Annotated in this window: 27 protein-coding genes; all 27 read right to left on the bottom strand. The window is 38.6% G+C overall.

The window, feature by feature from the left end:
- Position 1: 1 nt before the first annotated feature.
- The 27 genes from HNQ85_RS05360 to HNQ85_RS05230 all read right to left on the bottom strand — a co-directional run bounded on the left by HNQ85_RS05360 (position 2) and on the right by HNQ85_RS05230 (position 22744).
- Entirely contained in the window at positions 2-775 is a 774-nt protein-coding gene (locus HNQ85_RS05360) for a phosphatidate cytidylyltransferase (protein ID WP_181536735.1), read from the bottom strand.
- Positions 776-1555 carry an isoprenyl transferase gene (locus HNQ85_RS05355; RefSeq protein ID WP_181536734.1) on the bottom strand — a complete coding sequence of 260 codons (780 nt, stop codon included), beginning with the start codon at positions 1553-1555 and terminating at the stop codon, positions 776-778. It abuts the gene before it with no gap.
- Positions 1556-1720: 165 nt separating this feature from the next.
- A complete protein-coding gene (gene frr / locus HNQ85_RS05350; protein ID WP_181536733.1) occupies positions 1721-2278 on the bottom strand; it encodes a ribosome recycling factor in 558 nt (185 codons plus the stop codon).
- Positions 2279-2280: 2 nt separating this feature from the next.
- Positions 2281-3003 carry a UMP kinase gene (pyrH, locus tag HNQ85_RS05345; protein ID WP_181536732.1) on the bottom strand — a complete coding sequence of 241 codons (723 nt, stop codon included), beginning with the start codon at positions 3001-3003 and terminating at the stop codon, positions 2281-2283.
- 67 nt (positions 3004-3070) lie between these two features.
- Complete coding sequence (tsf, locus tag HNQ85_RS05340) at positions 3071-3952, bottom strand: translation elongation factor Ts (RefSeq protein WP_181536731.1); 882 nt, start codon at positions 3950-3952, stop codon at positions 3071-3073.
- A gap of 155 nt (positions 3953-4107) precedes the next feature.
- Complete coding sequence (gene rpsB, locus HNQ85_RS05335) at positions 4108-4821, bottom strand: 30S ribosomal protein S2 (RefSeq protein ID WP_181536730.1); 714 nt, start codon at positions 4819-4821, stop codon at positions 4108-4110.
- A 156-nt stretch (positions 4822-4977) separates the two neighbouring features.
- The gene (locus HNQ85_RS05330) at positions 4978-5472 is read right to left on the bottom strand and encodes a hypothetical protein (protein WP_181536729.1); all 495 of its coding nucleotides are present in this window, start codon (positions 5470-5472) and stop codon (positions 4978-4980) included.
- Positions 5473-5669: 197 nt separating this feature from the next.
- Complete coding sequence (locus HNQ85_RS05325) at positions 5670-6434, bottom strand: FliA/WhiG family RNA polymerase sigma factor (RefSeq protein WP_181537001.1); 765 nt, start codon at positions 6432-6434, stop codon at positions 5670-5672.
- 363 nt (positions 6435-6797) lie between these two features.
- Entirely contained in the window at positions 6798-7124 is a 327-nt protein-coding gene (locus HNQ85_RS05320; RefSeq protein ID WP_181536728.1) for a hypothetical protein, read from the bottom strand.
- Entirely contained in the window at positions 7124-7624 is a 501-nt protein-coding gene (locus HNQ85_RS05315; protein ID WP_181536727.1) for a chemotaxis protein CheD, read from the bottom strand. Before HNQ85_RS05315 ends, HNQ85_RS05320 begins: the two co-directional genes overlap by 1 nt.
- On the bottom strand, positions 7621-8235 hold the full coding sequence (locus tag HNQ85_RS05310) for a chemotaxis protein CheC (protein WP_181536726.1): 615 nt from the start codon (positions 8233-8235) through the stop codon (positions 7621-7623). Before HNQ85_RS05310 ends, HNQ85_RS05315 begins: the two co-directional genes overlap by 4 nt.
- 20 nt (positions 8236-8255) lie before the next feature.
- Positions 8256-8714, bottom strand: coding sequence for a chemotaxis protein CheW (locus HNQ85_RS05305; protein ID WP_181536725.1), 459 nt, complete (start codon positions 8712-8714; stop codon positions 8256-8258).
- Positions 8715-8789: 75 nt separating this feature from the next.
- Positions 8790-10799: a chemotaxis protein CheA gene (locus tag HNQ85_RS05300; RefSeq protein ID WP_181536724.1), complete on the bottom strand. Its 2010-nt coding sequence runs from the start codon at positions 10797-10799 to the stop codon at positions 8790-8792.
- Between the two features lie 5 nt (positions 10800-10804).
- Complete coding sequence (locus tag HNQ85_RS05295) at positions 10805-11902, bottom strand: chemotaxis-specific protein-glutamate methyltransferase CheB (protein ID WP_181536723.1); 1098 nt, start codon at positions 11900-11902, stop codon at positions 10805-10807.
- A 9-nt stretch (positions 11903-11911) separates the two neighbouring features.
- Entirely contained in the window at positions 11912-12778 is an 867-nt protein-coding gene (locus HNQ85_RS05290; protein ID WP_181536722.1) for a MinD/ParA family protein, read from the bottom strand.
- On the bottom strand, positions 12775-13914 hold the full coding sequence (gene flhF / locus HNQ85_RS05285; protein WP_181536721.1) for a flagellar biosynthesis protein FlhF: 1140 nt from the start codon (positions 13912-13914) through the stop codon (positions 12775-12777). Before flhF ends, HNQ85_RS05290 begins: the two co-directional genes overlap by 4 nt.
- The gene (gene flhA, locus HNQ85_RS05280; protein WP_181536720.1) at positions 13911-15944 is read right to left on the bottom strand and encodes a flagellar biosynthesis protein FlhA; all 2034 of its coding nucleotides are present in this window, start codon (positions 15942-15944) and stop codon (positions 13911-13913) included. The genes flhF and flhA overlap by 4 nt, the downstream gene beginning before the upstream one ends.
- 41 nt (positions 15945-15985) lie before the next feature.
- Complete coding sequence (gene flhB, locus HNQ85_RS05275) at positions 15986-17068, bottom strand: flagellar biosynthesis protein FlhB (RefSeq protein ID WP_181536719.1); 1083 nt, start codon at positions 17066-17068, stop codon at positions 15986-15988.
- Positions 17069-17076: 8 nt separating this feature from the next.
- Positions 17077-17853 carry a flagellar biosynthetic protein FliR gene (gene fliR / locus HNQ85_RS05270; RefSeq protein ID WP_181536718.1) on the bottom strand — a complete coding sequence of 259 codons (777 nt, stop codon included), beginning with the start codon at positions 17851-17853 and terminating at the stop codon, positions 17077-17079.
- A 4-nt stretch (positions 17854-17857) separates the two neighbouring features.
- The gene (fliQ, locus tag HNQ85_RS05265; RefSeq protein ID WP_181536717.1) at positions 17858-18127 is read right to left on the bottom strand and encodes a flagellar biosynthesis protein FliQ; all 270 of its coding nucleotides are present in this window, start codon (positions 18125-18127) and stop codon (positions 17858-17860) included.
- A gap of 15 nt (positions 18128-18142) precedes the next feature.
- Positions 18143-18808 carry a flagellar type III secretion system pore protein FliP gene (gene fliP, locus HNQ85_RS05260; RefSeq protein WP_181536716.1) on the bottom strand — a complete coding sequence of 222 codons (666 nt, stop codon included), beginning with the start codon at positions 18806-18808 and terminating at the stop codon, positions 18143-18145.
- Positions 18801-19454 carry a flagellar biosynthetic protein FliO gene (locus HNQ85_RS05255; RefSeq protein ID WP_181536715.1) on the bottom strand — a complete coding sequence of 218 codons (654 nt, stop codon included), beginning with the start codon at positions 19452-19454 and terminating at the stop codon, positions 18801-18803. The genes fliP and HNQ85_RS05255 overlap by 8 nt, the downstream gene beginning before the upstream one ends.
- 19 nt (positions 19455-19473) lie before the next feature.
- Positions 19474-19833: a response regulator gene (locus HNQ85_RS05250; RefSeq protein WP_181536714.1), complete on the bottom strand. Its 360-nt coding sequence runs from the start codon at positions 19831-19833 to the stop codon at positions 19474-19476.
- A 21-nt stretch (positions 19834-19854) separates the two neighbouring features.
- A complete protein-coding gene (fliY, locus tag HNQ85_RS05245) occupies positions 19855-21072 on the bottom strand; it encodes a flagellar motor switch phosphatase FliY (protein WP_181536713.1) in 1218 nt (405 codons plus the stop codon).
- Positions 21065-22063, bottom strand: a complete 999-nt coding sequence (fliM, locus tag HNQ85_RS05240) for a flagellar motor switch protein FliM (protein WP_181536712.1) — start codon at positions 22061-22063, stop codon at positions 21065-21067. The genes fliY and fliM overlap by 8 nt, the downstream gene beginning before the upstream one ends.
- A 38-nt stretch (positions 22064-22101) precedes the next feature.
- Positions 22102-22530 (bottom strand): flagellar basal body-associated protein FliL, encoded by a 429-nt coding sequence (gene fliL, locus HNQ85_RS05235; protein WP_181536711.1) that lies wholly within the window; start codon positions 22528-22530, stop codon positions 22102-22104.
- Positions 22520-22744, bottom strand: coding sequence for a flagellar FlbD family protein (locus HNQ85_RS05230; protein ID WP_181536709.1), 225 nt, complete (start codon positions 22742-22744; stop codon positions 22520-22522). The genes fliL and HNQ85_RS05230 overlap by 11 nt, the downstream gene beginning before the upstream one ends.
- Positions 22745-22775: the final 31 nt, after the last annotated feature.

Genomic DNA, 22775 nt, shown 5'->3' with positions numbered 1-22775 from the left:
ATTACACAAATTTCAACAAATGTAAAAGCGGCAAAATAAATAGTAAGCTATCGAAACGATCTAAAATGCCCCCATGTCCAGGTAAAATTTTCCCGGAGTCTTTCACGCCATAATGCCGTTTAAAGGCGGACTCAACCAAATCTCCAATTTGTCCAAATACGGACAAAACAACCGTCATCATTAAAAGTGCTGTCAGCGTTTGGTCAAAATCAGCTATTGCATAATAAACAGCCGCAACGATTAACGCTGAAATAATCCCACCCAAAGAGCCTTCGATTGTTTTGTTCGGGCTAATTTCCGGCCAAAGTTTTCTCTTTCCGATTGCTCGGCCAATGAAGTAAGCTCCTGTATCCGTTGCCCAAATAATAAATAACGCATAAAAAATGTAATGTAAACCGGCAAGTCTTGTTTCGATAAAGTAATGAAAACCAAAGCCTACATACAATGTCGAAAGCAGAACAAAACCCGCTTCATCAAACGTAAACTTGTTTTTGGTTATAACAGTATATGTTAACAGTAATAAGACAACGATTAACAAAAGTTCCGTTTTCGCAATGGGCAAAGATCGTTCCGTTGGAAGCAAAAAGGCCCATAATAACAAGAAACTGGTCAGTGCTTGAAACGATAAAAGGTTTATTTTTTTCATCCGAAATAATTCACATAGTCCTATCGTTGCTAACACATATGTTAACAGTATAAACGGCAATCCTCCAAAAATAACAATTGGTAAGAAAAATGCTGCAGCTATTACCCCTGTAATAATTCGTTGCTTCATCTATACTCCTCCAAAACGCCGACCTCTTTGTTGAAAATCGGCAATTGCTTGTAATAAATGTTGTTCTGTAAAATCTGGCCATAGTACATCGGTAAACCAAAATTCGGTATAAGCAAGCTGCCAAAGCATAAAGTTGCTTAAGCGTATTTCGCCGCTTGTCCGAATAAGTAAATCAGGATCTCCTAAATCTTTTGTCATTAAGTATGAAGCGAAAAGCTCTTCGTTTACTTGTTCAGCTGTTAAATTCCCTGCTTCAATCTGCTTTGCGATGGCCTGAACAGCGCTTGTAATCTCAGCCCTACTGCCATAGTTCAACGCAAAGTTTAAAATAAGCCCTGTATTATTTTTCGTTTTCTCGATTGCTTTTTCAACAGCGCGTCTTGTATGCTCAGGCAGCTGCTCTTTATTCCCCATAACACGTACTTGAACATTTTCCGTAACTAACTCTGGAAGAAATGTCCCAAGAAATTCTTCCGGTAATTTCATTAAGTAATCCACTTCGCTTTTCGGACGCTTCCAATTCTCAGTGGAAAACGCATAGAGTGTAAGGACTTTCACTCCAAGCTCATTGGCAAAACGGGTAATTTTTCGCACAACCTGCATTCCTTCATAATGGCCTGCTACCCGTGGCATCGCTCTTTTTTTCGCCCAGCGCCCATTTCCATCCATAATGATGGCAATATGTTCCGGTATCGGTCGTTTTTTTACTTCTTCTTTTGTATATTCCGAAGAAAAAGGTTCTTGCCCTTTATTCTTCCATAATCGCACTTTATTTAACATAATGACTAGTCCTCCGCATTTATGCATAGATTTAATAAATAATGGATTATGAGGCTAGTGTAATCAGAAGTTGCTTTTTCGTCAAATATCTCCTTTGCCCATGTCTCATTTTTACATTATAGCAAAAAAACCCTCTGTAAATATAGAGGGTTTTTAGGTCATGAATTAAACTTCCATGACTTCTTTTTCTTTTTCTTTCGTAATGGCATCAATCTTTGCAATATGTTCGTCTGTGATTTTCTGAACGTCATCTGTATATCCGCGTAATTCATCTTCCGTAATTTCGCCGTTTTTCTCAAGCTTTTTCAATTCGTCATTCGCATCGCGGCGAATGTTGCGAACCGCTACTTTAGCTTCTTCAGCATATTTCTTTACAAGCTTAACAAGTTCGCGACGGCGTTCTTCTGTTAATGGAGGAATTGTAATACGGATAACAGAACCGTCATTAGAAGGTGTTAGCCCTAAATCAGAAGCCAAAATCGCTTTCTCGATATCTTTAAGAATAGACTTATCATACGGCTGAATAACAAGAAGGCGAGCCTCCGGAACGCTGATACCCGCGAGCTGAATGATTGGTGTAGGTACACCGTAGTAGTCTACCATCACTTTTTCAAGCAAACTAGGACTCGCTTTTCCTGCGCGGACTGTCGCTAATTCACGGCTAAAAGCTTGAATTGCTTTATCCATTTTTTCTTTCGCACTTGTCAATACTTGTTTTGCCATGGTTATTTCCCCCTTACAATTGTTCCAATATTTTCACCAAGTACCGCTCGTTTAATGTTGCCTTCTTCAGTGATTGAGAATACAATGAGCGGAATGTCGTTATCCATACATAAAGATGAAGCGGTAGAGTCCATAACTCCTAATCCCTGTTTGATAACATCCAAATACGATAATTCATCATATTTTACTGCGTTTTGATCAATTTTCGGGTCTGCACTGTACACACCATCGACATTGTTTTTCGCCATTAAGATAACATCTGCTTCGATTTCAGCAGCGCGTAAGGCAGCAGTTGTATCTGTTGAGAAATACGGATTTCCTGTTCCTGCCGCAAAAATAACAACGCGTTTTTTCTCAAGATGGCGAATGGCTTTTCTTCTTATGTACGGCTCGGCCACTTGGCGCATTTCAATCGATGTTTGAACGCGCGTCTGCACGCCAAGGTTTTCGAGGCTGTCTTGAAGCGCAAGAGAATTCATGACTGTCGCTAACATTCCCATGTAATCGGCAGTCGCGCGATCCATTCCCATTTCGCTTCCCGTTTTTCCGCGCCAAATGTTACCTCCACCGACAACCACAGCCACTTCAACACCTAGCTCAGCTACTTCTTTGATTTGCTTCGCAATCGACTGAATGATCGATGGATTAATACCGAAGCCTTGATTACCAGCTAATGCTTCACCACTTAATTTTAACACAATGCGTTTATATTTAGGGCTACTCATTTTAAACCTCCATACATGCACTTTAAAAATAGGGAACACATGTTGTGTTCCCCATTATATTTACAAATTACTTTCTAACTTGATTCATAACTTCTTCAGCAAAGTTGTCTTGGCGTTTTTCAATACCTTCTCCTACTTCATAACGAACGAAGCTTTTTACTGTTGCACCGTTTGATTCAACAAATTGGCGAACTTTCATATCCGGATTTTTTACGAAGCTTTGCTCAAGCAAGCAAATTTCTTCAAAAAACTTGTTCAAACGGCCTTCAACCATTTTGGCAACAATACTTTCAGGCTTTCCTTCGTTTAATGCTTGTTGTGTTAGTACTTCACGTTCACGTGCAATTTCTTCTTGAGAAACTTGGTCACGAGAAACATATTTTGGATTAATCGCAGCGATGTGCATCGCAACATCTTTTGCTACTTCTTCGTTCGTAGTTCCTTCTAATAATGTTAATACGCCGATGCGACCACCCATGTGTAAGTATGCACCAAACGCAGCGTTGTCGCCTTTTTCCACAATTTCAAAGCGACGCAACGTAATTTTTTCGCCGATTTTTGCGATAGCCGCATTAATGTGCTCTTCAACTGTTGCACCATTGTCCATTTTTTGCTGAAGCGCTTCTTCAACTGTTGCAGGTTTATTTTTTAATAAATGAGCAGCAAGCTCTTTTACTAATGTTTTGAATCCTTCGTTTTTCGCAACGAAGTCAGTTTCAGAGTTTACTTCTAAAATAACTGCTGTATTACCTTCCATTTCGATTAATGTTGTACCTTCAGCAGCAATGCGGTCAGCTTTCTTTGCCGCTTTCGCGATTCCTTTTTCACGAAGCCAATCGATTGCTTTTTCCATATCACCGTTTGTCTCAGTTAATGCTTTTTTGCAGTCCATCATACCCGCGCCTGTTTTTTCGCGCAATTCTTTTACCATTTGAGCAGTAATTGCCATGTACTGTATCCTCCTTTATAACTTACGATATGTATGGAAACAAAATTCGCATAGCAAATTTTGTTTAACTATTAGTATAGCCAATTATTGAGTTTTTCTGTCTCAAAAAAAGGTGATAAAAGGCTTTCCCCTCTTATCACCTTTCAAGTGAACCATTACTCAGCAGCTGCTGTTGCTACTGCTTCCTCGCCTTGTTTTGCTTCTAAAATCGCGTCAGCAATTTTAGAAGTAAGAAGTTTAACAGCGCGAATCGCATCGTCGTTTGCTGGAATTACATAATCGATTTCATCCGGATCGCAGTTTGTATCAACAATACCTACGATTGGAATATTTAATTTACGAGCTTCCGCAACTGCAATGCGCTCTTTACGAGGATCGATGACAAACAACGCATCTGGTAATTGTTTCATTTCTTTAATACCGCCTAAGAATTTCTCTAAGCGTTCTTGTTCTTTCTTTAATTTTACAACTTCTTTCTTAGGCAATACATCAAATGTGCCATCTTCAGCCATTTTCTCGATATCTTTTAAACGTTTGATGCGTTTTTGAATTGTTTCAAAGTTTGTTAATGTACCACCTAACCAACGTTGGTTAACATAGAACATGCCTGAACGTTCTGCTTCTTCTTTCACAGATTCTTGAGCTTGTTTTTTCGTACCAACGAATAAAATTTTACCGCCGTTTGCTGCCAACTCTTTAACGAAATTATAAGCTTCTTCTACTTTCTTCACAGTTTTTTGCAAGTCGATGATATAAATTCCGTTGCGCTCTGTGAAGATGTATTTTTTCATTTTTGGGTTCCAACGACGAGTTTGATGTCCGAAATGAACACCAGCTTCAAGCAATTGCTTCATTGAAATAACTGACATTTGTTTCTTCCTCCTAAATTTGGTTTTTAATCCTCCGCCCACTTCATCTTTAAGCAAGACTGACGAGTCAGCACCATTGCTTAAATCAATGAGCGTGTGTATTCACACCATGTTAAAATATATCATAACTGATACTGACAATCAAGCTATATTTGCCTACATTTGCCGAAATTTCAGCAACAATTCTATTTCCGTTTTTCCTTTTTCTAAAATTCGTGCAATTTCTTCGATTGTTTTTCCTTGTTTATGCAATTGGAGCGCTTGCTGCATAAGTGATTGCAGCTCGTTGTTCATTTCTGTATCCTTGTCCGAACTTACCCTCTCATGTGTAATGTGAGTCGTACTTATATCGACTTGATCTTTTATTTGCTCAATGTTAGGTAAATATGTCGGCAATACTGCCCGTCTTTCCTCTTTTTTGTTTTTCCGTTCCATACGGTTGATTGTTTTTGTTAATGTACCAATAAACTTTTCGTTTTCCTCCTTAAATTCGAGTAAATATGTAGCAATCGCTTCCTCCATATCTTTCATCATTTTCGTCTGCTTTTTTTCCAATTCTTTTACCTTTGAAAGTTTAAGCGATAAAAGTATGATAAAAAAGAAGGAAATAAGATGACATATAAAACTTATAACAAACAAAAATGTACTCATCGAATCCCTCTATCCGGTAAAATCTATCATTGTTCCTTTACTTATTCTTTATGTGAATGATTTTGTTTTGCCGCTTTACTTTTTTGTTTGCCTGAAATATTTTTCATCTGCAGAAGTGCTAATTATCATTTTACCAATATTATAATCGGTACTACTTCCCTATAAATGTTTTTTTCTAACGAAACTTACATCATTCCTTATAGGGCTTGTTCAAGTATTTTCCGCATTTTAAATATTGCTTTTGCATGAATCTGTGAGATTCTCGATGTGGAAAGCCCCATGATTTGCCCAATCTCCGTTAACGTTAACTCCTCTTTATAAAACAGGCTAATGACAAGCTGTTCTTTTTCATTTAATTGTTTAATCACCTCAGCAAGCTGTAAATGCAGCTCTTGCTTCAATAGACGTTCTTCTGGAGAAATCGACTTTTCATCACGAATCTCAAATTGTAAATATTCATGTTCCTCATCGTCTTTCGTGGGCTCGTCAAGCGAAAGAACATTCGCAAAAAAACTTTCATTCATCGTCATATATACTTCTTCTTCTGTCATACGTAGCTCGTCAGCTACTTCTTTTGCGCTTACTGTCCGCATATATTTTTGTTCAAGTTTTTCAATTGCCGCCTCAATTTTTTTAGCTTTTTCCCTTGTACCGCGCGGAAGCCAGTCTTCTTTTCTTAACCCATCAAGAATGGCGCCACGAATCCGAAAGGAAGCATACGTATCGAATTTTAAATCACGAGAAGGGTCAAATTTCTCTAAGGCATCATAAAGCCCCATTAACCCGAAACTAATTAGCTCCTCTTTACTTATATTTTTTGGTAATGAAGCGGAAATGCGTTGAACATGGTAATGAACAAGTGGCATATATTTTTGAATAAGTTCATCTCCAGCTTGCAGATCGCGATGATACATCCAATTGTTCCAATATTTCTGTTCCTCGCTTGCCGAGATGTTTGCCATCATATTCCCCCTCCTGAACCTGGGACTGACCCATAAGTGTTTGACCTCACATGCATTTTATACTTCATTGATTTAATATGATGTCCTATATATTGTGTTGTGTGATCTGACACTTAACTTTTGGATCAGTCTCGTTCTAGTGTACTCAAGAGTTTCCTCTGTATCTGCATACAGACACTTTCCCTTGTTCCACTAGACTTTCATGAGTAAAGACTCCCATGGCTCTGTCGGCTCCCGTTCAAAGCCATCTAACTACTTCTTCCATTGACTGGAGTTCACAGGTTTTTGTCGTTCGTTTCTTGTAATCATGAAACTGCAAAAACTAATGGATCGTTAAGCAAGGCAATGAAACACATATTCGTTTTATGCTTTACGATGATCGTTTAACATGCTGCGAATATATTGTGCAACTTTTTGCGTTTCTTCATCGGAAAGACTGTTGAGAAATTGCTCGATTTCATTGTCTTTCTGAACAGGTGACTGTGAATTCACTATTTTTTTCATTTCTTCTTGATCTACAATATACGCAAACATCCATCGAAAAATATAGCCGATCAAGAAAAATGAAATAAACGTAATCAATGAGCGAATAAATGCAGTTAATATCGTATTTCCTGTAAAGGAAAGAAAGAAAACGATAAAAAACCCAAACAATCCAAGTAATAAGTTAAATATCCATGTTCCTACCATTATATCTCTTGTACTCCCTGATTAACGGTACGAATAGACAGTACACCTGTTTCTGGGTTAAATTCAATCGTACGCCCGTTGCTCCCTCCCACATCTTCGGCAACAATCGGGATATTAAGTCGACGCAATTGCTGTTTAACCGCTTCTACATTTCTTGGACCAATTCTCATTATATCCAAGTTGGCTGTAGTGAATTGAAACATTTGCGCTCCCCCCGCTAATTTGGCTTTTAATGCATTTTTCCTTCCGCCCTCTTTGATCACACGTTCTACTAATGCCTCCACAGCTGTATCAGCATATTTCGCAATATTCAATTCACTAGATTTAGCAAAACTCGAATCTGGCAGCATGACATGAGCTAAACCCGCTACTTCTCTTGCTAGATCATAAACAACCACACCAACACATGATCCTAATCCAGATGTACGTATGACATTGGGTGATTTTACAACATTCATATCCGCTATTCCTACTTTTACAACGTTTATCACTTCGCTCATCTCATTTCCACACCTAAAGACCGAAAAAGCGGTGCAAATGAATCTGGATCAGGAAGCAAGAAAAAATGTCCGTTCAAGCTGTCTTGCACTTGATCTGCTTCATAAAGAGCAGTATCAATCACAATTGCAAAATCACCAACGCGGGAAAGCTCAATTAAACCATATTCTAAAATGGCTCCAATCATATCGACACTTAAAGCGGGAACAGAAGGATATAGCTCGAGATTTGTAAAATTTGCTAAAGAAGAAAGGTAAGAGCCAGCTAAAATATTTCCCAGTTCTTGTAAAGCTGAAATGCCTAATTCACCAAACTCTTTATGTCCTGTCATTTGCTGAATAAAACTCTTTGCCTGTTCTAAAGACAACATGAAAAACATATTTCCCGATACGTCTCCCTCAATTCGCAAAAAAACGGAAGCAACGACATGATCAGCACCACCGACTAACTCCATCATTTCATCAAATGAAACAATGCGGACATCCGGTACATTCATCTCTATTTTTTTATTTAATAACTGGGACAGTGCAGTCGCTGCATTTCCCGCTCCAATATTTCCGATTTCTTTTAAAATATCCATGTGGTCGGTATTTAACTTGTCAAAATAAAGCATCGTCTAACACGACCTCTCTTTTATTTTGCCACCTTCAACTCTTGATTGTTCAGCAGTTTTTCTAAGTTAAGTAAAATCAATAACCGTTTTCCCATTTTAGCTACACCGTTAATATAATCTACTTGGGCTGTATCCATGACTTCTGGCGCAGACTCGATGGCGTCTGCCGGTATATCCACCACATCATTTGCCGCATCGACAATGAATCCAACCTCAATTTCATCAAGTGTAACAATGATGACGCGTGTGCTTTCGGAAATAGCAGCTTCCTCAAGTCCAAAACGCGTCCGCAAATCAATAATAGGCGTAACTACACCTCGCAAATTGATAACTCCTTTTACAAAATCCGGCGTTCTCGGGACGCGTGTAATATGCTGAACTTTTTCGATGGAACGAACTTGTTGAACAGGTATGGCATATTCTTCATCTTTCAGTTGAAAAACAATCACTTTTAGCTCAGTTCCTTGAAATTCCGTCATCTTGTTTTTCCTCCCCTGAGAAGCAAGGTTGTTTTCGCCTAATCGTCATTTTTTCCGACTAGGCGAAACAAACATTTACTTGATTAACGCATTACAATCAATGATAAGGGCAACTTGGCCATCACCAAGAATGGTTGCACCGGAAATAGCAAATACATTTGTTAAGTAATTTCCTAATGATTTTAAGACAATTTCTTGTTGACCGATAAATGAGTCAACGACAAGACCAGCCATCTTGTCTCCTTTACGAACAATGACAACCGACAAAAAGTCTCCTTCTTCCTTATGCACAGGGACTTCAAAAATATCTTTTAAGAATAATAGTGGCACTACTTTCCCGCGAAAATCAATTACTTTTTGATTATGGGCATGTAAAATAGATTCCTTCTTGACTATTGCTGTTTCAATAATCGATGACAGCGGGATGGCATATTTTTCGTTTTGAATTTCTACAAGAAGAACAGAAATAATCGATAACGTGAGCGGCAATTGAATGGAAAATACGGAACCAGCTCCTTCATGTGAATCAATTGTGATCGAGCCGCCGAGCGATTCAATTGTACTTTTTACAACATCCAGGCCAACGCCGCGTCCGGAAATATCAGAAATTTTATCAGCTGTTGAAAAACCAGATGAAAAAATCAGTTCATAAACTTGTTTGTCAGTTAAATTGGTCGCATTTTGTTCGGAAATGATTCCTTTGCTAATCGCCTTTTTCAATACTTTTTCACGATTAATTCCGGCACCATCGTCCTCAATTTCAATAAAGACATGGTTGCCGCTATGGTATGCTTTTAACTTTATCGTTCCTTCCTCCGGCTTTCCTTTCGCACGGCGTACATCTGGTGTTTCAATACCGTGGTCAATCGCATTGCGCAAGAGGTGAACAAGCGGATCACCAATCTCATCAATGACTGTTCGATCAAGCTCTGTCTCCGCACCGATAATTTCTAAATTAACTTTCTTTCCTAAATCGCGAGCCAACTGGCGAACCATGCGAGGGAAACGGTTAAATACCGTTTCTACCGGTACCATTCGCATATTCAAAATAATATTTTGCAAGTCTCCGGAAATACGCGACATTCTTTCAACGGTTTCTTGCAGTTCAGGGTGATTTAACTCTCTTGAAATTTGCTCCAGCCGTCCACGATCAATCACAAGTTCTTCAAACAAATTCATTAAACTATCAAGACGTTCAATATTAACGCGAATCGTTTTATTACCAGCAGCAGCCTGTCTAGCTGTTGAAGCTTTTTCTTGTTTCTCTGTCTTTTCACTCTTTTCTTCCGTTTGTGTCAAAGCAGCTTCCGCCTGTTGTAATTCCATTCCTATCTGCTCTAAATCTAGCGGTGTAATTACAACTTCCTCAACCTCTGAAACTTGCATGATCCGTTTATATAAATCTTCTTTATTTTCTTTTGAAATAACCGTAACGATAAATTCTTGGTCAAATTGCTCTTGTTCTAGCAGCTCAGCAGGAGGATTCGATTTTATAATTTCGCCAACTTGTTCAAGAGCTTCAAATATCATAAATACACGAGCTGCTTTTAACAAACAATCAGCACGAAGTTGAATGCGAATCGCATAGCTTGTAAACCCCTGTTCTTTTGATTGTTGAAGCACATTATATTCAAATTCTCCATATGTTTGTGTATGTATTTGTGAAGAAGACGGTTTACTTGTCGGCTCAGCTGATACAGGAGTTTTCCCTTGCTCGATTAATTTCAACTGCTGAACTACTTCTGTTACATCACGCTTTCCATCTCCGCCTTCTCCAATTGAATTGACCATTGCTTCCAAATCATCGACAGCCCGGAAGACAACATCAAGTATGTCAGGTGTTACTTGAATTTGATGATTGCGAATCGCATCAAGAACATTTTCCATTTGATGGGTCAAATTGGCCAAATCCTCAAATCCCATTGTTGCCGACATTCCTTTTAACGTATGGGCAGAACGGAAAATTTCATTAACAATTGTGACATCCTCAGGACTTTTTTCTAATTCTAACAGCTGCTCATTAATCGTTTGTAAATGTTCCTTACTCTCATCAATAAACACTTCTAAGTATTGGCTCATGTCCATAGCTTTTACACTCCTTGGCCATTTACATATTTCATAATCATTTCCGCGATTTTGTTCAAAGGAACAACGTCATCAACTAAATTAGCAGTGATAGCCGCTTTTGGCATTCCGAAAACGACTGCCGTTTCCTCTGATTCAGCTACCGCCTTCACGTATCCAGATTGCCTCAAGTGTTTGAGACCTTCCGTACCATCAGAACCCATTCCTGTCATAATGACCGCAATTTTTTCGTAATCATATAGCGTGCTAATTGACTCAAACATTACGTCTACAGAAGGACGATGTCCGTTTCTTTCCGGCGATTCATCAATTTGTATAGCTGGTACATTCCTTCTTTTCGTAACTTTTAAATGAAACCCTCCCGGCGCGATATAAGCAGTTCCATTTTTTAATAACTCGCCATCTTCCGCTTCTTTTACATGGATTTTACATAATGAATCCAATCTTGTTGCCAATGACTTCGTAAAACCTTTTGGCATATGTTGAACGATAAGAATCGGTGCTTGAATCGTCTCCGGCAATCGCATTAACACTTGTTGCAAAGCCCGCGGCCCTCCTGTTGATGTTCCGATGCATACAATTTTTTTCTTTTCCTGTCCTCTATGAACATTTGATGAAAACTCTTCTGTTTCTATTTTACTATAATTTGGAAATGGAACAGGATTAATTTTTTTTACTTCTGATTTTCCAAAAGTTCGTAAATTAGCCCGACTAGCTAGCAACACTTTTGTGATGATTTCTTCTTTTATTTTGTGCAAATCTAAAGAAATCGGCCCAGACGGTTTAGCAATAAAATCGATTGCCCCATATTGCATGGATAAAACTGTATTTTCTGCTCCTTCTTTTGTCGTGCTTGAGAGCATTACAACCGGAACAGGATGCTCCTCCATGATTCGTTTTAACGCCTCTAACCCGTTCATCACCGGCATCTCTATATCTAGCGTGACAACATGTGGTTTTAGTTCTTTAATTTTTTCAATCGCATCTTGACCATTTCTGGCAATTCCCACTACTTCAATATTTGGCGCTTCCGATAAAAAATCTGTTATTAGTTTTCTCATAAAGGCGGAGTCATCAACAACTAATACTTTGATTTTTTCCACCGATTGATCCTACCTTTCTAAAAGGAATCGCCTGAGCTTAGTAAAGAAATTAAAGGAATGGGTGGTTATTTCCGCATCCGTATTCTTCGACAAATAGCGATCCGTTATTTCCACTATAGCACGACTCACTTTTGTCGCAGGATCAAGTAACAAAAACGGCATCTGTCTTGCCACCGCTTTTGAAACAGCCCGATCTTCTGGCAACATCCCTAATTTGATTATTTCTTTGCCGAGGAATTGCTTCATTGCATTTGTTAATCTTATTAATGTTTCGCGTCCTTCTTTATCTGTTTGTGCCCGGTTCACGACCAAGTAAAATGGAATATTTTTTTCAAGCATATGAATATATTTCATTGCTGCATAAGCATCGGTAATCGATGTCGGCTCAGGCGTTGTTATCACAAAAATCTCATGAACAGCCATAAGAAGCTGCAAACGATCTTCAGAAATACCTGCTCCCATGTCAAAAATCATATAGTCATACTCCTGAGAAACAGATTGCAATTGATCAATGAAATAATCCAATTTTTGTTGATCCATTGTGAAAACTTTTGTCAATCCAGTTCCTCCAGCAATAAATGATAAATTCTCAGGCCCTTTTTTAATTAAATCTCGGATGGAAAGGCCATTATTAAACATATCGATAATGGATACATGAGAAGACTGACCGAGTAAAATATCAATATTTCCCATTCCGATATCCATATCAAATAGTAGCACATTAAACCCGCGTTTCAATAACATGAGGGAAAAATTTAACGAAAAGTTCGATTTCCCAACGCCTCCCTTGCCGCTAATAACGGCAATGGCCTTTGTTTTCGTTTCTTTATCCATTCGATTTAACAACATTCGTAAGCTCTCTGCCTGATCTCTCATGTCTGCTCGACCCCAAGCAATATATTTACAACGGTTTCTGAAGATGCTTCGACAATATCATCCGGAACATTTTGTCCATTTGTTAAATAGGCAACACCTGTTTTACAATCAGCAATTAAATTCACCATCGCACCATAATGGCTTGTCTCATCGATTTTTGTGAAAATAAATTTGTCGACGTGAATGAGTGAAAATTGCTCGTAAATTTCTTTCATATCCGATAATTTAGCAGTTAAGGCTAGCACAAGAAATGTTTCTACTTCATCGTTAAAATCAATGATAGCCTTTAAATCTTGCACATATTGGGCATTGCGGAAATTCCGTCCCGCTGTATCAACGAAAACAACATCATACGTTGCAAATTTTGCTTTAGCTAAGCGAAAATCGTTGATGTTGTAACACACTTCCAACGGAACATCTAAAATTTTCGCGTATGTTTTTAATTGATCAATAGCCGCAATTCGATACGTATCTGTTGTAATAAAAGCGACTTTTTTGCGATGTTTAATGACACATTCAGCAGCCATTTTTGCTAAGGTCGTTGTTTTGCCAACCCCGGTTGGTCCGACAACGTTAATAAATTTTTTCTGAAAGGAAATACCTCCAAACGGTATTCCTTCTAATTGTTTTAACAATATCTCCCTCGCCCAATTGAATGTATGCTCCCTTGTCGCACTAGCACCATGCAAATACCATTTTTCCAACAACTCGGCCATCACTTTTTGGCGTAATTCATTAGAAACTTCTTGTTCTGTTAAGAGCAAGTTTATTTCATGCAATGGACCGGGATATTGCTCAAAATTAACCGTTACATTTGTTGAAAGTTGCTTTAGCATCGACTTTAGTTCGTTAATTTCATGAAGCAAATCTTTATCAGCTGATACTTTTTGTTCCACTCTGTTCGGCAACTCACTCAAAAATGCTGTATTCGGCTGCTTTTTTCTTTTTTCAGTTATAGGTGATGGCGGCCGGTCAACAGCTGCAATAACTTCAATGTTTTTCTTGGAAAATAGTCCTAAAAACCCACCTTTATGAACCACTTTTGAATTTAAAATGACCGCATCATTCCCTAATTCTGCGCGAATCATTTTCATTGCTTCGGGCATTGAAGGTGCAACAAATTTCTTTACCTTCATTCAATATTCACCACCCCAACGCTTTGGACTTCAACATTCGCTTCAAGCTCATTGTATGATAATACCGGCACATGTGGAAAATAGCGTTCTGTAAGCTGGCGCACATACATGCGGACAGCCGGTGAACAAAGCAATATGGGCGTTTGATTATGAAATGACTGCTGCTCTAACTGAAAGGCAATTGCTTCAATAATGGACTGTGAAACAGAAGGGTCTAGTGATAAATATGTACCATGCTCCGTTTGCTGCACCCCATCAGCAACCGCTTTTTCTACTTTTCCAGATAACGTAATTACTTTTAATGTTTCTCCTGCGACAATATATTGATTAGTAATTTGTCTCGCCAGTGCCTGTCTCACATATTCTGTCAGTAAATCCGTATCGCTTGTCACCCTGCCAAAATCAGCTAATGTTTCAAAAATAACCGGTAAATTGCGAATCGACACTTTTTCTTTTAATAGTTTAGCTAACACTTTTTGAATATCACCAATAGAAAGTGGATTTGGTGTTACTTCCTCTACTAATATTGGATAAGATTCTTTCAAATGATCGACTAATTGTTTTGTTTCTTGCCGCCCTAATAATTCATGTGCATGCGCCTTCAACACTTCGGTAATATGCGTCGATACAACAGAAGGTGGGTCAACGACTGTATATCCGAACATTTCAGCTTGTTCTTTCATATCTTCAGAAATCCATTTTGCCGGCAATCCGAAAGCGGGTTCTATTGTATCAATCCCCTCAATGGATTCATCCTCTATTCCTGGACTCATCGCCAAATAATGATCAAGCAATAATTCCCCTCTTGCAACCTCATTTCCTTTGATTTTTAAACGATATTCGTTTGGTTGCAGCTGAATATTGTCACGAATTCGTACAACTGGTATAACAAGACCTAATTCCAGTGCCAATTGCCGACGAATCATGACGACTCGGTCCAGCAGATCTCCTCCTTGGTTGACATCTGCCAGCGGAATTAAACCATAGCCAAACTCAAATTCAATCGGGTCAACATTCAACAAATTTACGACGCTTTCCGGACTTTTCATTTGATCGATTTCAACTTCTTCCTCTTGTTCCACAGATGCCATTTCTTCTTTCTGTGGTTTTGAGAAATTATAGCCGCCCCATGCTAATAATGCAGCAATTGGAATCGTTAAAATATCGTTAATCGGCGTGAAAAGTCCTAATAAAAAAATCGTTCCAGCTGTCACATAAAGCATTTTCGGATAAGAAAATAATTGCCGCGTAATATCCGCTCCAAGATTTTCTTCCGATGCCGCTCGTGTGACGACAATACCGGTAGCAGTAGAAATAAGGAGAGCAGGGATTTGGCTGACAATGCCATCTCCGACCGTCAGCAGCGTATAACGTTTGGCCGCTTCTGCTACATCAAGTCCTTGCTCGACTACACCGATGACCATTCCAAACAGCATATTAATGATAACAATAATAATCCCGGCAATGGCATCTCCCTTGACAAATTTACTGGCACCGTCCATTGCACCGTAAAAATCCGCTTCCTGCGCCACTTTCTCACGACGTTCACGCGCTTGCTGCTCTGAAATCATTCCTGCGTTCAAATCAGCATCAATGCTCATTTGTTTTCCCGGCATCGCATCAAGCGTGAAACGAGCTGCCACTTCAGAAACACGCTCAGCTCCCTTAGTGATTACCACAAACTGAATAATAATTAAAATAAGAAATATAACAAATCCGACAACGACATCTCCGCCGACTACGAACGTACCAAATGTTTCGACAACTCCGCCTGCTTCACCTTTACTTAAAATGGAGCGTGTTGTCGAAACGTTTAAGCCCAAACGAAACAACGTTAACAACAACAATAAAGATGGAAAGATCGAAAACTGCAACGGTTCTCGTATATTCATGGACGTGAGGAGAACTAAAAGCGCAAGAGAAATATTTATGATGATGAGGACACTTAACAGCCATGATGGCAGCGGGATGACAAGCATGGCAACGATTAATACAACGCCAACTAATACAGATAAATCTCTTGCTGACATAAAATTTCTCTCCTTAAAACTTTCTACTTTTAAAAATTTCGTTAAATTTTGTTTTTCAAGCGATATACGTACGCTAAAATTTCAGCTACTGCTTTAAAAAATTCTTCAGGAATGGCATCCCCTATTTCTACTTGAGCGTATAACGCACGGGCAAGCGGACGGTTTTCCACCGTAACAATATCATGTTCTTTAGCGATTTCTTTCATTTTTAAAGCGACATAGTCAACACCTTTAGCAATCACAACTGGTGCATCCATTTTTTGATCATCATATTTTAACGCAACCGCATAATGCGTCGGGTTTGTAATGACTACATCGGCTTTCGGGACTTCCTGCATCATCCGCCTCATTGCCATTTCCCGCTGCTTCTGTTTAATTTTTGACTTAATAAGCGGGTCTCCCTCCGTCTTTTTGTATTCGTCTTTAATATCTTGTTTTGACATTCGAATACTTTTTTCAAAATCAAAACGCTGATATAAATAGTCCAGGAATGCCAAAAATAGCAAGGCTGCTGAAGCATACAGCCCCATCTTTACCGTTAAGCCCCCAATGGAGTTTAAAGAATCACCAAGCGACTTGTAGGTTAACAGTAAGATTTCATCCATTTGGAACCAAAGAACTGAAAATGTAACTAAACCAACAATGACAATTTTTAATATTGACTTAAGCAGCTCAACTATTGTCCGCAAAGAAAATATCCGCTTAAATCCTTGAATAGGATCCAGCTTGCTTAGTTTCATTTTTAGCGGTTCAGTTGTGAATATGAAACCTACTTGCATAAAGTTAGCAGCTAATCCAGCTACAATCGCTGCCAAAAAAATAGGTCCGACAATAAAAACAACTTGTTTTAAAATATCTAAAAAAACGGCATGCACTGTATCAACTGAAAGATTTAACAACATATATTCTTGAAACGATTGACGAAAAATACTTAGTACCTTTTCTTGATACAATTGCCCGGAAAATAGTAAAACAAAAAAGACAATTAACATAACAACAGCAGAATTGACATCTGCGCTTTTCGCAACCTGTCCTTTCTCACGAACTTCTTGACGCTTTCTCGGTGTTGCCTTTTCCGTTTTTTCTCCGGAAAAAAATTGCAAATCGAGCTTCAGTAATTTCATAATTCTATTTACCTGCCTTCTAACAGCTCCATCAATCCCCGCATCGAGACAAGTATGAACTCAAACAAATGTTGCGAAGTGATAAAAAAAGTCGTCATAACAATGATTAACAAAATAAAGCTGACAATGATTTTTACAGGCAAACCGACAACAAAAATATTGAATTGCGGTACCGTTCTTGCAACAATTCCTAACGCTACGTCAACTAAAAATAAACTTCCCACAATCGGAATCGACATTTGAAAAGCAATAATAAACATTTTGCTAAAAACTTTTACAATGTATTGGGCAACATTCTCGTTACCAAACGGAAGCCAAAGTTGTTTGAGTGGAATGAGCTGATAGCTGTAAAATATCCCATCTAACAAAAGATGGTGCCCGTTAACTGCTAACAAAAACAATAAGGCAAATGTATATAAATATTGACCCATTAATGGACTTTGTGCTCCGGTTTGAGGATCAATAACGTTTGCAATCGAAAAACCCATTTGAAAATCAATGAATCCGCCGGCAATTTGAATCGCTGATATAATCATAAAGGCCAAAAAACCTATTAAAAGTCCAATTAATACCTCTTTTATAACTAGCATGATGTAAAATCCATCAATATCGATTGGTTCTTTTTTAATAGAGAAAAACATAATCCAACTAATAAAAAATGCGAGACCAATCTTATGGTTATTCGGAATCGTCCGGTAAGAAAAGAGCGGAAGGGTCACAAAAAAGGAAGCAACCCTTGCCAAAACTAACAAAAATGCTGGAAAATAAGTAAATAACTGCTCCATATCATCAGCCTACAAACTTCGTTAAATTATTGAAAATCTCGTATGCGTAAGTAAGCATTCGCGAAAGCATCCACGGTCCAAAAAAAACAAGCCCTATGAGCACAGCGATAATTTTCGGCACAAATGCGAGTGTTTGCTCCTGGATTTGTGTAGTTGCTTGAAAGATACTAATAATTAAGCCTACAACAAGCGCCAGCAGCATTAATGGACCGGAAATCATTAATATGGTATATACACCACGTTCGGCAACATGAATGACGAAATCTGGACTCATGAGTATTCACCCACTTTAAAAGCTTTCAAGCAATGACTTAACGACTAAATACCAACCGTCCACAAGAACGAACAACAATATTTTAAAAGGTAAAGAAATCATGACAGGCGGAAGCATCATCATCCCCATTGACATGAGTACACTAGCAACAACCATATCAATGACTAAAAAAGGGATAAAAATCATAAATCCCATTTGAAAAGCAGTCTTAATTTCGCTTATCACAAATGCTGGTACCAATGTGGTCAAGGGAATATCTTTCACACTTTTTGGCCTTTCTTCCCCGGAATATTTTAAAAATAGGGATAAATCTTTTTGACGAGTATGCTTACTCATAAATTCTTTCATCGGTATTGAAGCACGCTCATAGGCTTGTTCTAAATTAATCTTCTCATCAAAAAGCGGCTGAAGCGCTTGATCATTCACCTCTTTAAACGTCGGCGCCATAATGAAAAATGTTAAAAAAAGCGCTAAGCCAATTAGTACTTGATTCGGTGGCATTTGCTGCGTTCCAAGCGAAGTGCGAACAAATGAAAGCACAATGATAATTCGCGCAAAACTCGTCATCATAATTAAAATACTTGGGGCGATGGACAATATCGTTAACACTAATAATAACTTTACAGAAGTCGAGACGGTCTCAGGAGCGCTATTATTAAAAAACTCCATAAACTCATTCATCAGATATTGTTCCCTTCTTTTCCAAGTCTTGCAATACTTTCTTTCGTTGAACAGCTATCTCCTGCAATTGTTTTGTTAATATATTGCGGAAAGATTCGTCGTTAGCTGCTTTTTCTTTCGAGATCAAATTCTTCAACCATTGACTAGGCTCCATCATTTGATTCAATCTCGTATTATACTCTGTTAAAATTTCTTTCATTTCTTCCTCTTCATCAATTTCTGTAAGCAATTGAATAGAGTCAGCTACACCGATGACTAATATACGATTTCCTACTTTAATTAATTGTACAGAACGATTCGGTCCAACACTCGTTCCCCCTAGGTTTTCAATAAAGCTTCGTTTCGTAGGAGAAAGACGTGTGCGCTGATTAATCAATCGCAATAATACGTAAATTAAGACGACGACAAAAATCGTAGCCAAAATCATTTTAAAAACATCCCAAACAGAGAAAGGATCTTGCCCTTTTGCGATCTCATCATTTGTTCTCTCTCCATCTGTTTGGATGGATGGATCCTTACATTGTTCAGGATGTTCGATACATTCTTTTACCGTTTTAGGCTGCTCCGCAAAAACAGGCAACCCTGTTTGCGAAGCAAGCAAAACTATAAAATATATAAGAACAGTGATGATTCGAAAATGGAGCAAATTTTTCCACCTCTTACATTTATCCTAACGTCTTATTGATCGCTTCAATCACACGGTCTGCTTGGAACGGCTTGACGATAAAATCTTTCGCACCTGCTTGGATCGCATCGATGACCATTGCTTGTTGCCCCATAGCAGAGCACATAATAACTTTTGCGTTGCTATCGAATTTTTTAATTTCTTTTAATGCTGTAATTCCGTCCATTTCCGGCATTGTGATATCCATTGTAACTAAATCAGGACGTACTTCTTTATATTTCTCTACCGCTTGAGCCCCATCCGCTGCCTCCGCAACGACTTCATGTCCATTTTTCGTTAAAATATCTTTAATCATCATGCGCATAAATGCTGCATCATCTACTACTAATATTTTGGCCATTTCTATTAACCTCCTAAACTATTATTTTAGCTTTTTTAAACGATCACTTTGGCTAATAATATCCGTCACTCGCACACCAAAATTTTCATCAATAACCACAACTTCTCCTTTAGCAATTAGCTTATTGTTTACAAGTATATCAACCGGCTCACCTGCTAACTTATCTAGTTCAATAATGGAACCGGAAGAGAGATTTAAAATATCTTGAACAGAGCGTCTTGTCCTTCCTAGTTCTACCGTCACTTGCAGAGGAATATCTAATAATATATTTAAATTTTTTGACTCTGTTTCTGCCAATGAAGTTGGTTCAAAATTTGCAAAATCGACCGGTTGCACTTTCGCTTGATAATTCGTTCCCGCATTTGTACCAAAGTATTGCGGACTTTGCTGATACACCCCAGCATTTTGATAAGCTGGTTGCTCGGATGCCTGTGGATATTGATTAGATTGTAAATCCTCTGTTGAATGAGAAACAGGTGGCGATGACGGAATCTCCTGTTTCGGCTGTGCAGGATTACTCCATTCTCCTCTCATTGTATCTGATGATGATTCGTTTGTACTAGATGGATTCAATAAATTTTGTACCATCTCCTTCGCAAAATCGACCGGCAATAACTGCATAATGTTTGAATCAATTAAATCACCTATTTTTAAACGGAATGACACTTTGACCAATATGTCCTCATTTGGTAAAGTATCGATTCCTGTTCCTTCTCTTACATCCAATAAATGAAGGGTCGGCGGAGAAATATCGACTTTTTTCGAAAAAATCGTTGACATGGAAGTAGCAGCTGAACCCATCATTTGATTCATCGCTTCTTCAACAGCACTGAATTGAATCTCGTTTAACATATCAGACGGGTTTTTTCCGTCCCCACCAAGCATTAAATCCGCAATAATGGCTGCATCTGACTGTTTAATCACAAGTAAATTTGTGCCTAAAAAGCCCTCTGTATAACTAACTTGAATCGCTACATATGGCAACGGAAATTCATCGACAAGAGTATTACGATGAACAACTGAAACGTTTGGGGTCGTAATTTCTACTTTCTGATTGAGCAACATCGAAAGAGCTGTTGCTGAGCTACCGAAAGATATGTTGCCGATTTCCCCTAACGCATCTTGTTCCACCATAGATAAAACATTATCAATATAGGGAACTTTCATTTCCTCATCATCAAGAGTACCTCGCAATAACGCATCAATCTCATCTTGGGATAACATGTCACCACTAATCATCGTTTTCTTCCTCCCTTCTAATCGTATCAATAATTTGCACCGCTAATCGTTTATTCACTTTCCCCGGTTGTCCGATATATTTAGGAATATCGCCTACTTTCACAATAAGCGGCTGTTGAATAGTTTGATCTAGTTGAATAACGTCCCCTACATCCAACTGCAAAAACTCTTGTATCGTAATGGTAGATGAACCAAGCTCAGCAATGATAGGCAGCTGCGTCAACTTAATTCGTTGTTCGAGAGCCGCCATTTCTTGCGGAAGCCTTTCCTTTTGTTGCGTCTGCATCCAATAATGCGCAGAAAGGCGGGGCATAATCGGTTCTAACACCATATGTGGAATGCAAATGTTAATCATGCCACTACTTTCCGCAACCTGCGTGTTTAATGAAATAACAACAACCGTATCATTTGGCGACACCATTTGTAAAAATTGCGGGTTAACTTCAAACTCCGCCAAAATCGGATCAATTTCTGCAACAGACTCCCATGCATCACGCAAATTGCTGAACGCTTTTTCGAACAAATTGGACATAATTTTCGTTTCAATTTCGGTTAAATTGTCTACTTTATTAACGCTTGAACCGCGCCCACCCATAACACGATCAAGCATCGCATACGCAATATGCGGATTTACTTCCATCAATATTCGTCCATCTAATGGCGGCACTTCAAATACATTTAAAATCGTCATCTTAGGGATGGAACGAATAAACTCTTCATACGGTATTTGGTCCGCTGAAGCAACCGATATTTGTACATACGTGCGCAATTGCGCCGAGAAAAAAGTCGTCAACAGCCTTGCAAAGTTTTCATGAATGCGGGTAAGGCTTCGGATTTGATCCTTTGAGAAACGAAGCGCTCTTTTAAAGTCGTATACTTTTACTTTTTTGCCCGCTTCTTCTTTCTTCAGCTCTTCCGCATCCATTTCTCCGGTTGATAATGCCGCCAACAGCGCATCAATTTCGCTTTGCGATAAAACTTCACCTGACAATCATTTTCACCTCCTAATCGTCTGCATGTCTCACATGTTTACTGAATAATGAAGGAGGTTATATATACTTGAACAATCTTTCCTTCCTGCATCAATTTATTCATTTCTTCTTTCAGACGATTCCTAAGCGCTACTTTTCCTTGTTTTCCGTTAAAATCTTCCGCTTTCATTTCCGATAATTCTTCAATAATAATGTTTTGAATTTGGAAATTCCGCTTTTCTGCTTCCTCTTTTGCTTTTTCGCTGTCTGTTTGCAGCTTAAACGTAACTTTAATAAAGCGCTCATCGGCTAAATTCGTCGTGATTTCCGGTATATCAACGGAGCTTTCAACAATCTCGTCAGCAGTCGGTTCTTTTGTTTCTTCATTGCCAGTAAACTTCATAATAACTACTAATGCAACCACACTGATGAACGTAATAGCTACCATAATGATCAGCATGACGCTTAACAGTTTGTTATTTTTCATCTTCCAGTCCCTCCAAATCACGGGGAAGTCCTATAATGGAAATATGTTTGTAGAAGTTTTTCACTAATACGACAACATCTTCAACCGATTCGCGCACGACGAATTTTTTCCCATTCGTAAGCGTAATCGTCGTATCAGGAAAAGCTTCTATTTGCTCTATGTATATCGCATTAAGTGTAAATGTTTTTCCATTCAGCCTCGTTAGTGTAATCAAGTATGTACACAGGACTGTCTCACAGAGGTCT

It is taken from the genome of [Anoxybacillus] calidus (genome assembly GCF_013760845.1).
Taxonomy (GTDB): Bacteria; Bacillota; Bacilli; order Bacillales; family Anoxybacillaceae; genus Paranoxybacillus; species Paranoxybacillus calidus.
This window is presented reverse-complemented; position numbering and strand designations above follow the sequence as displayed.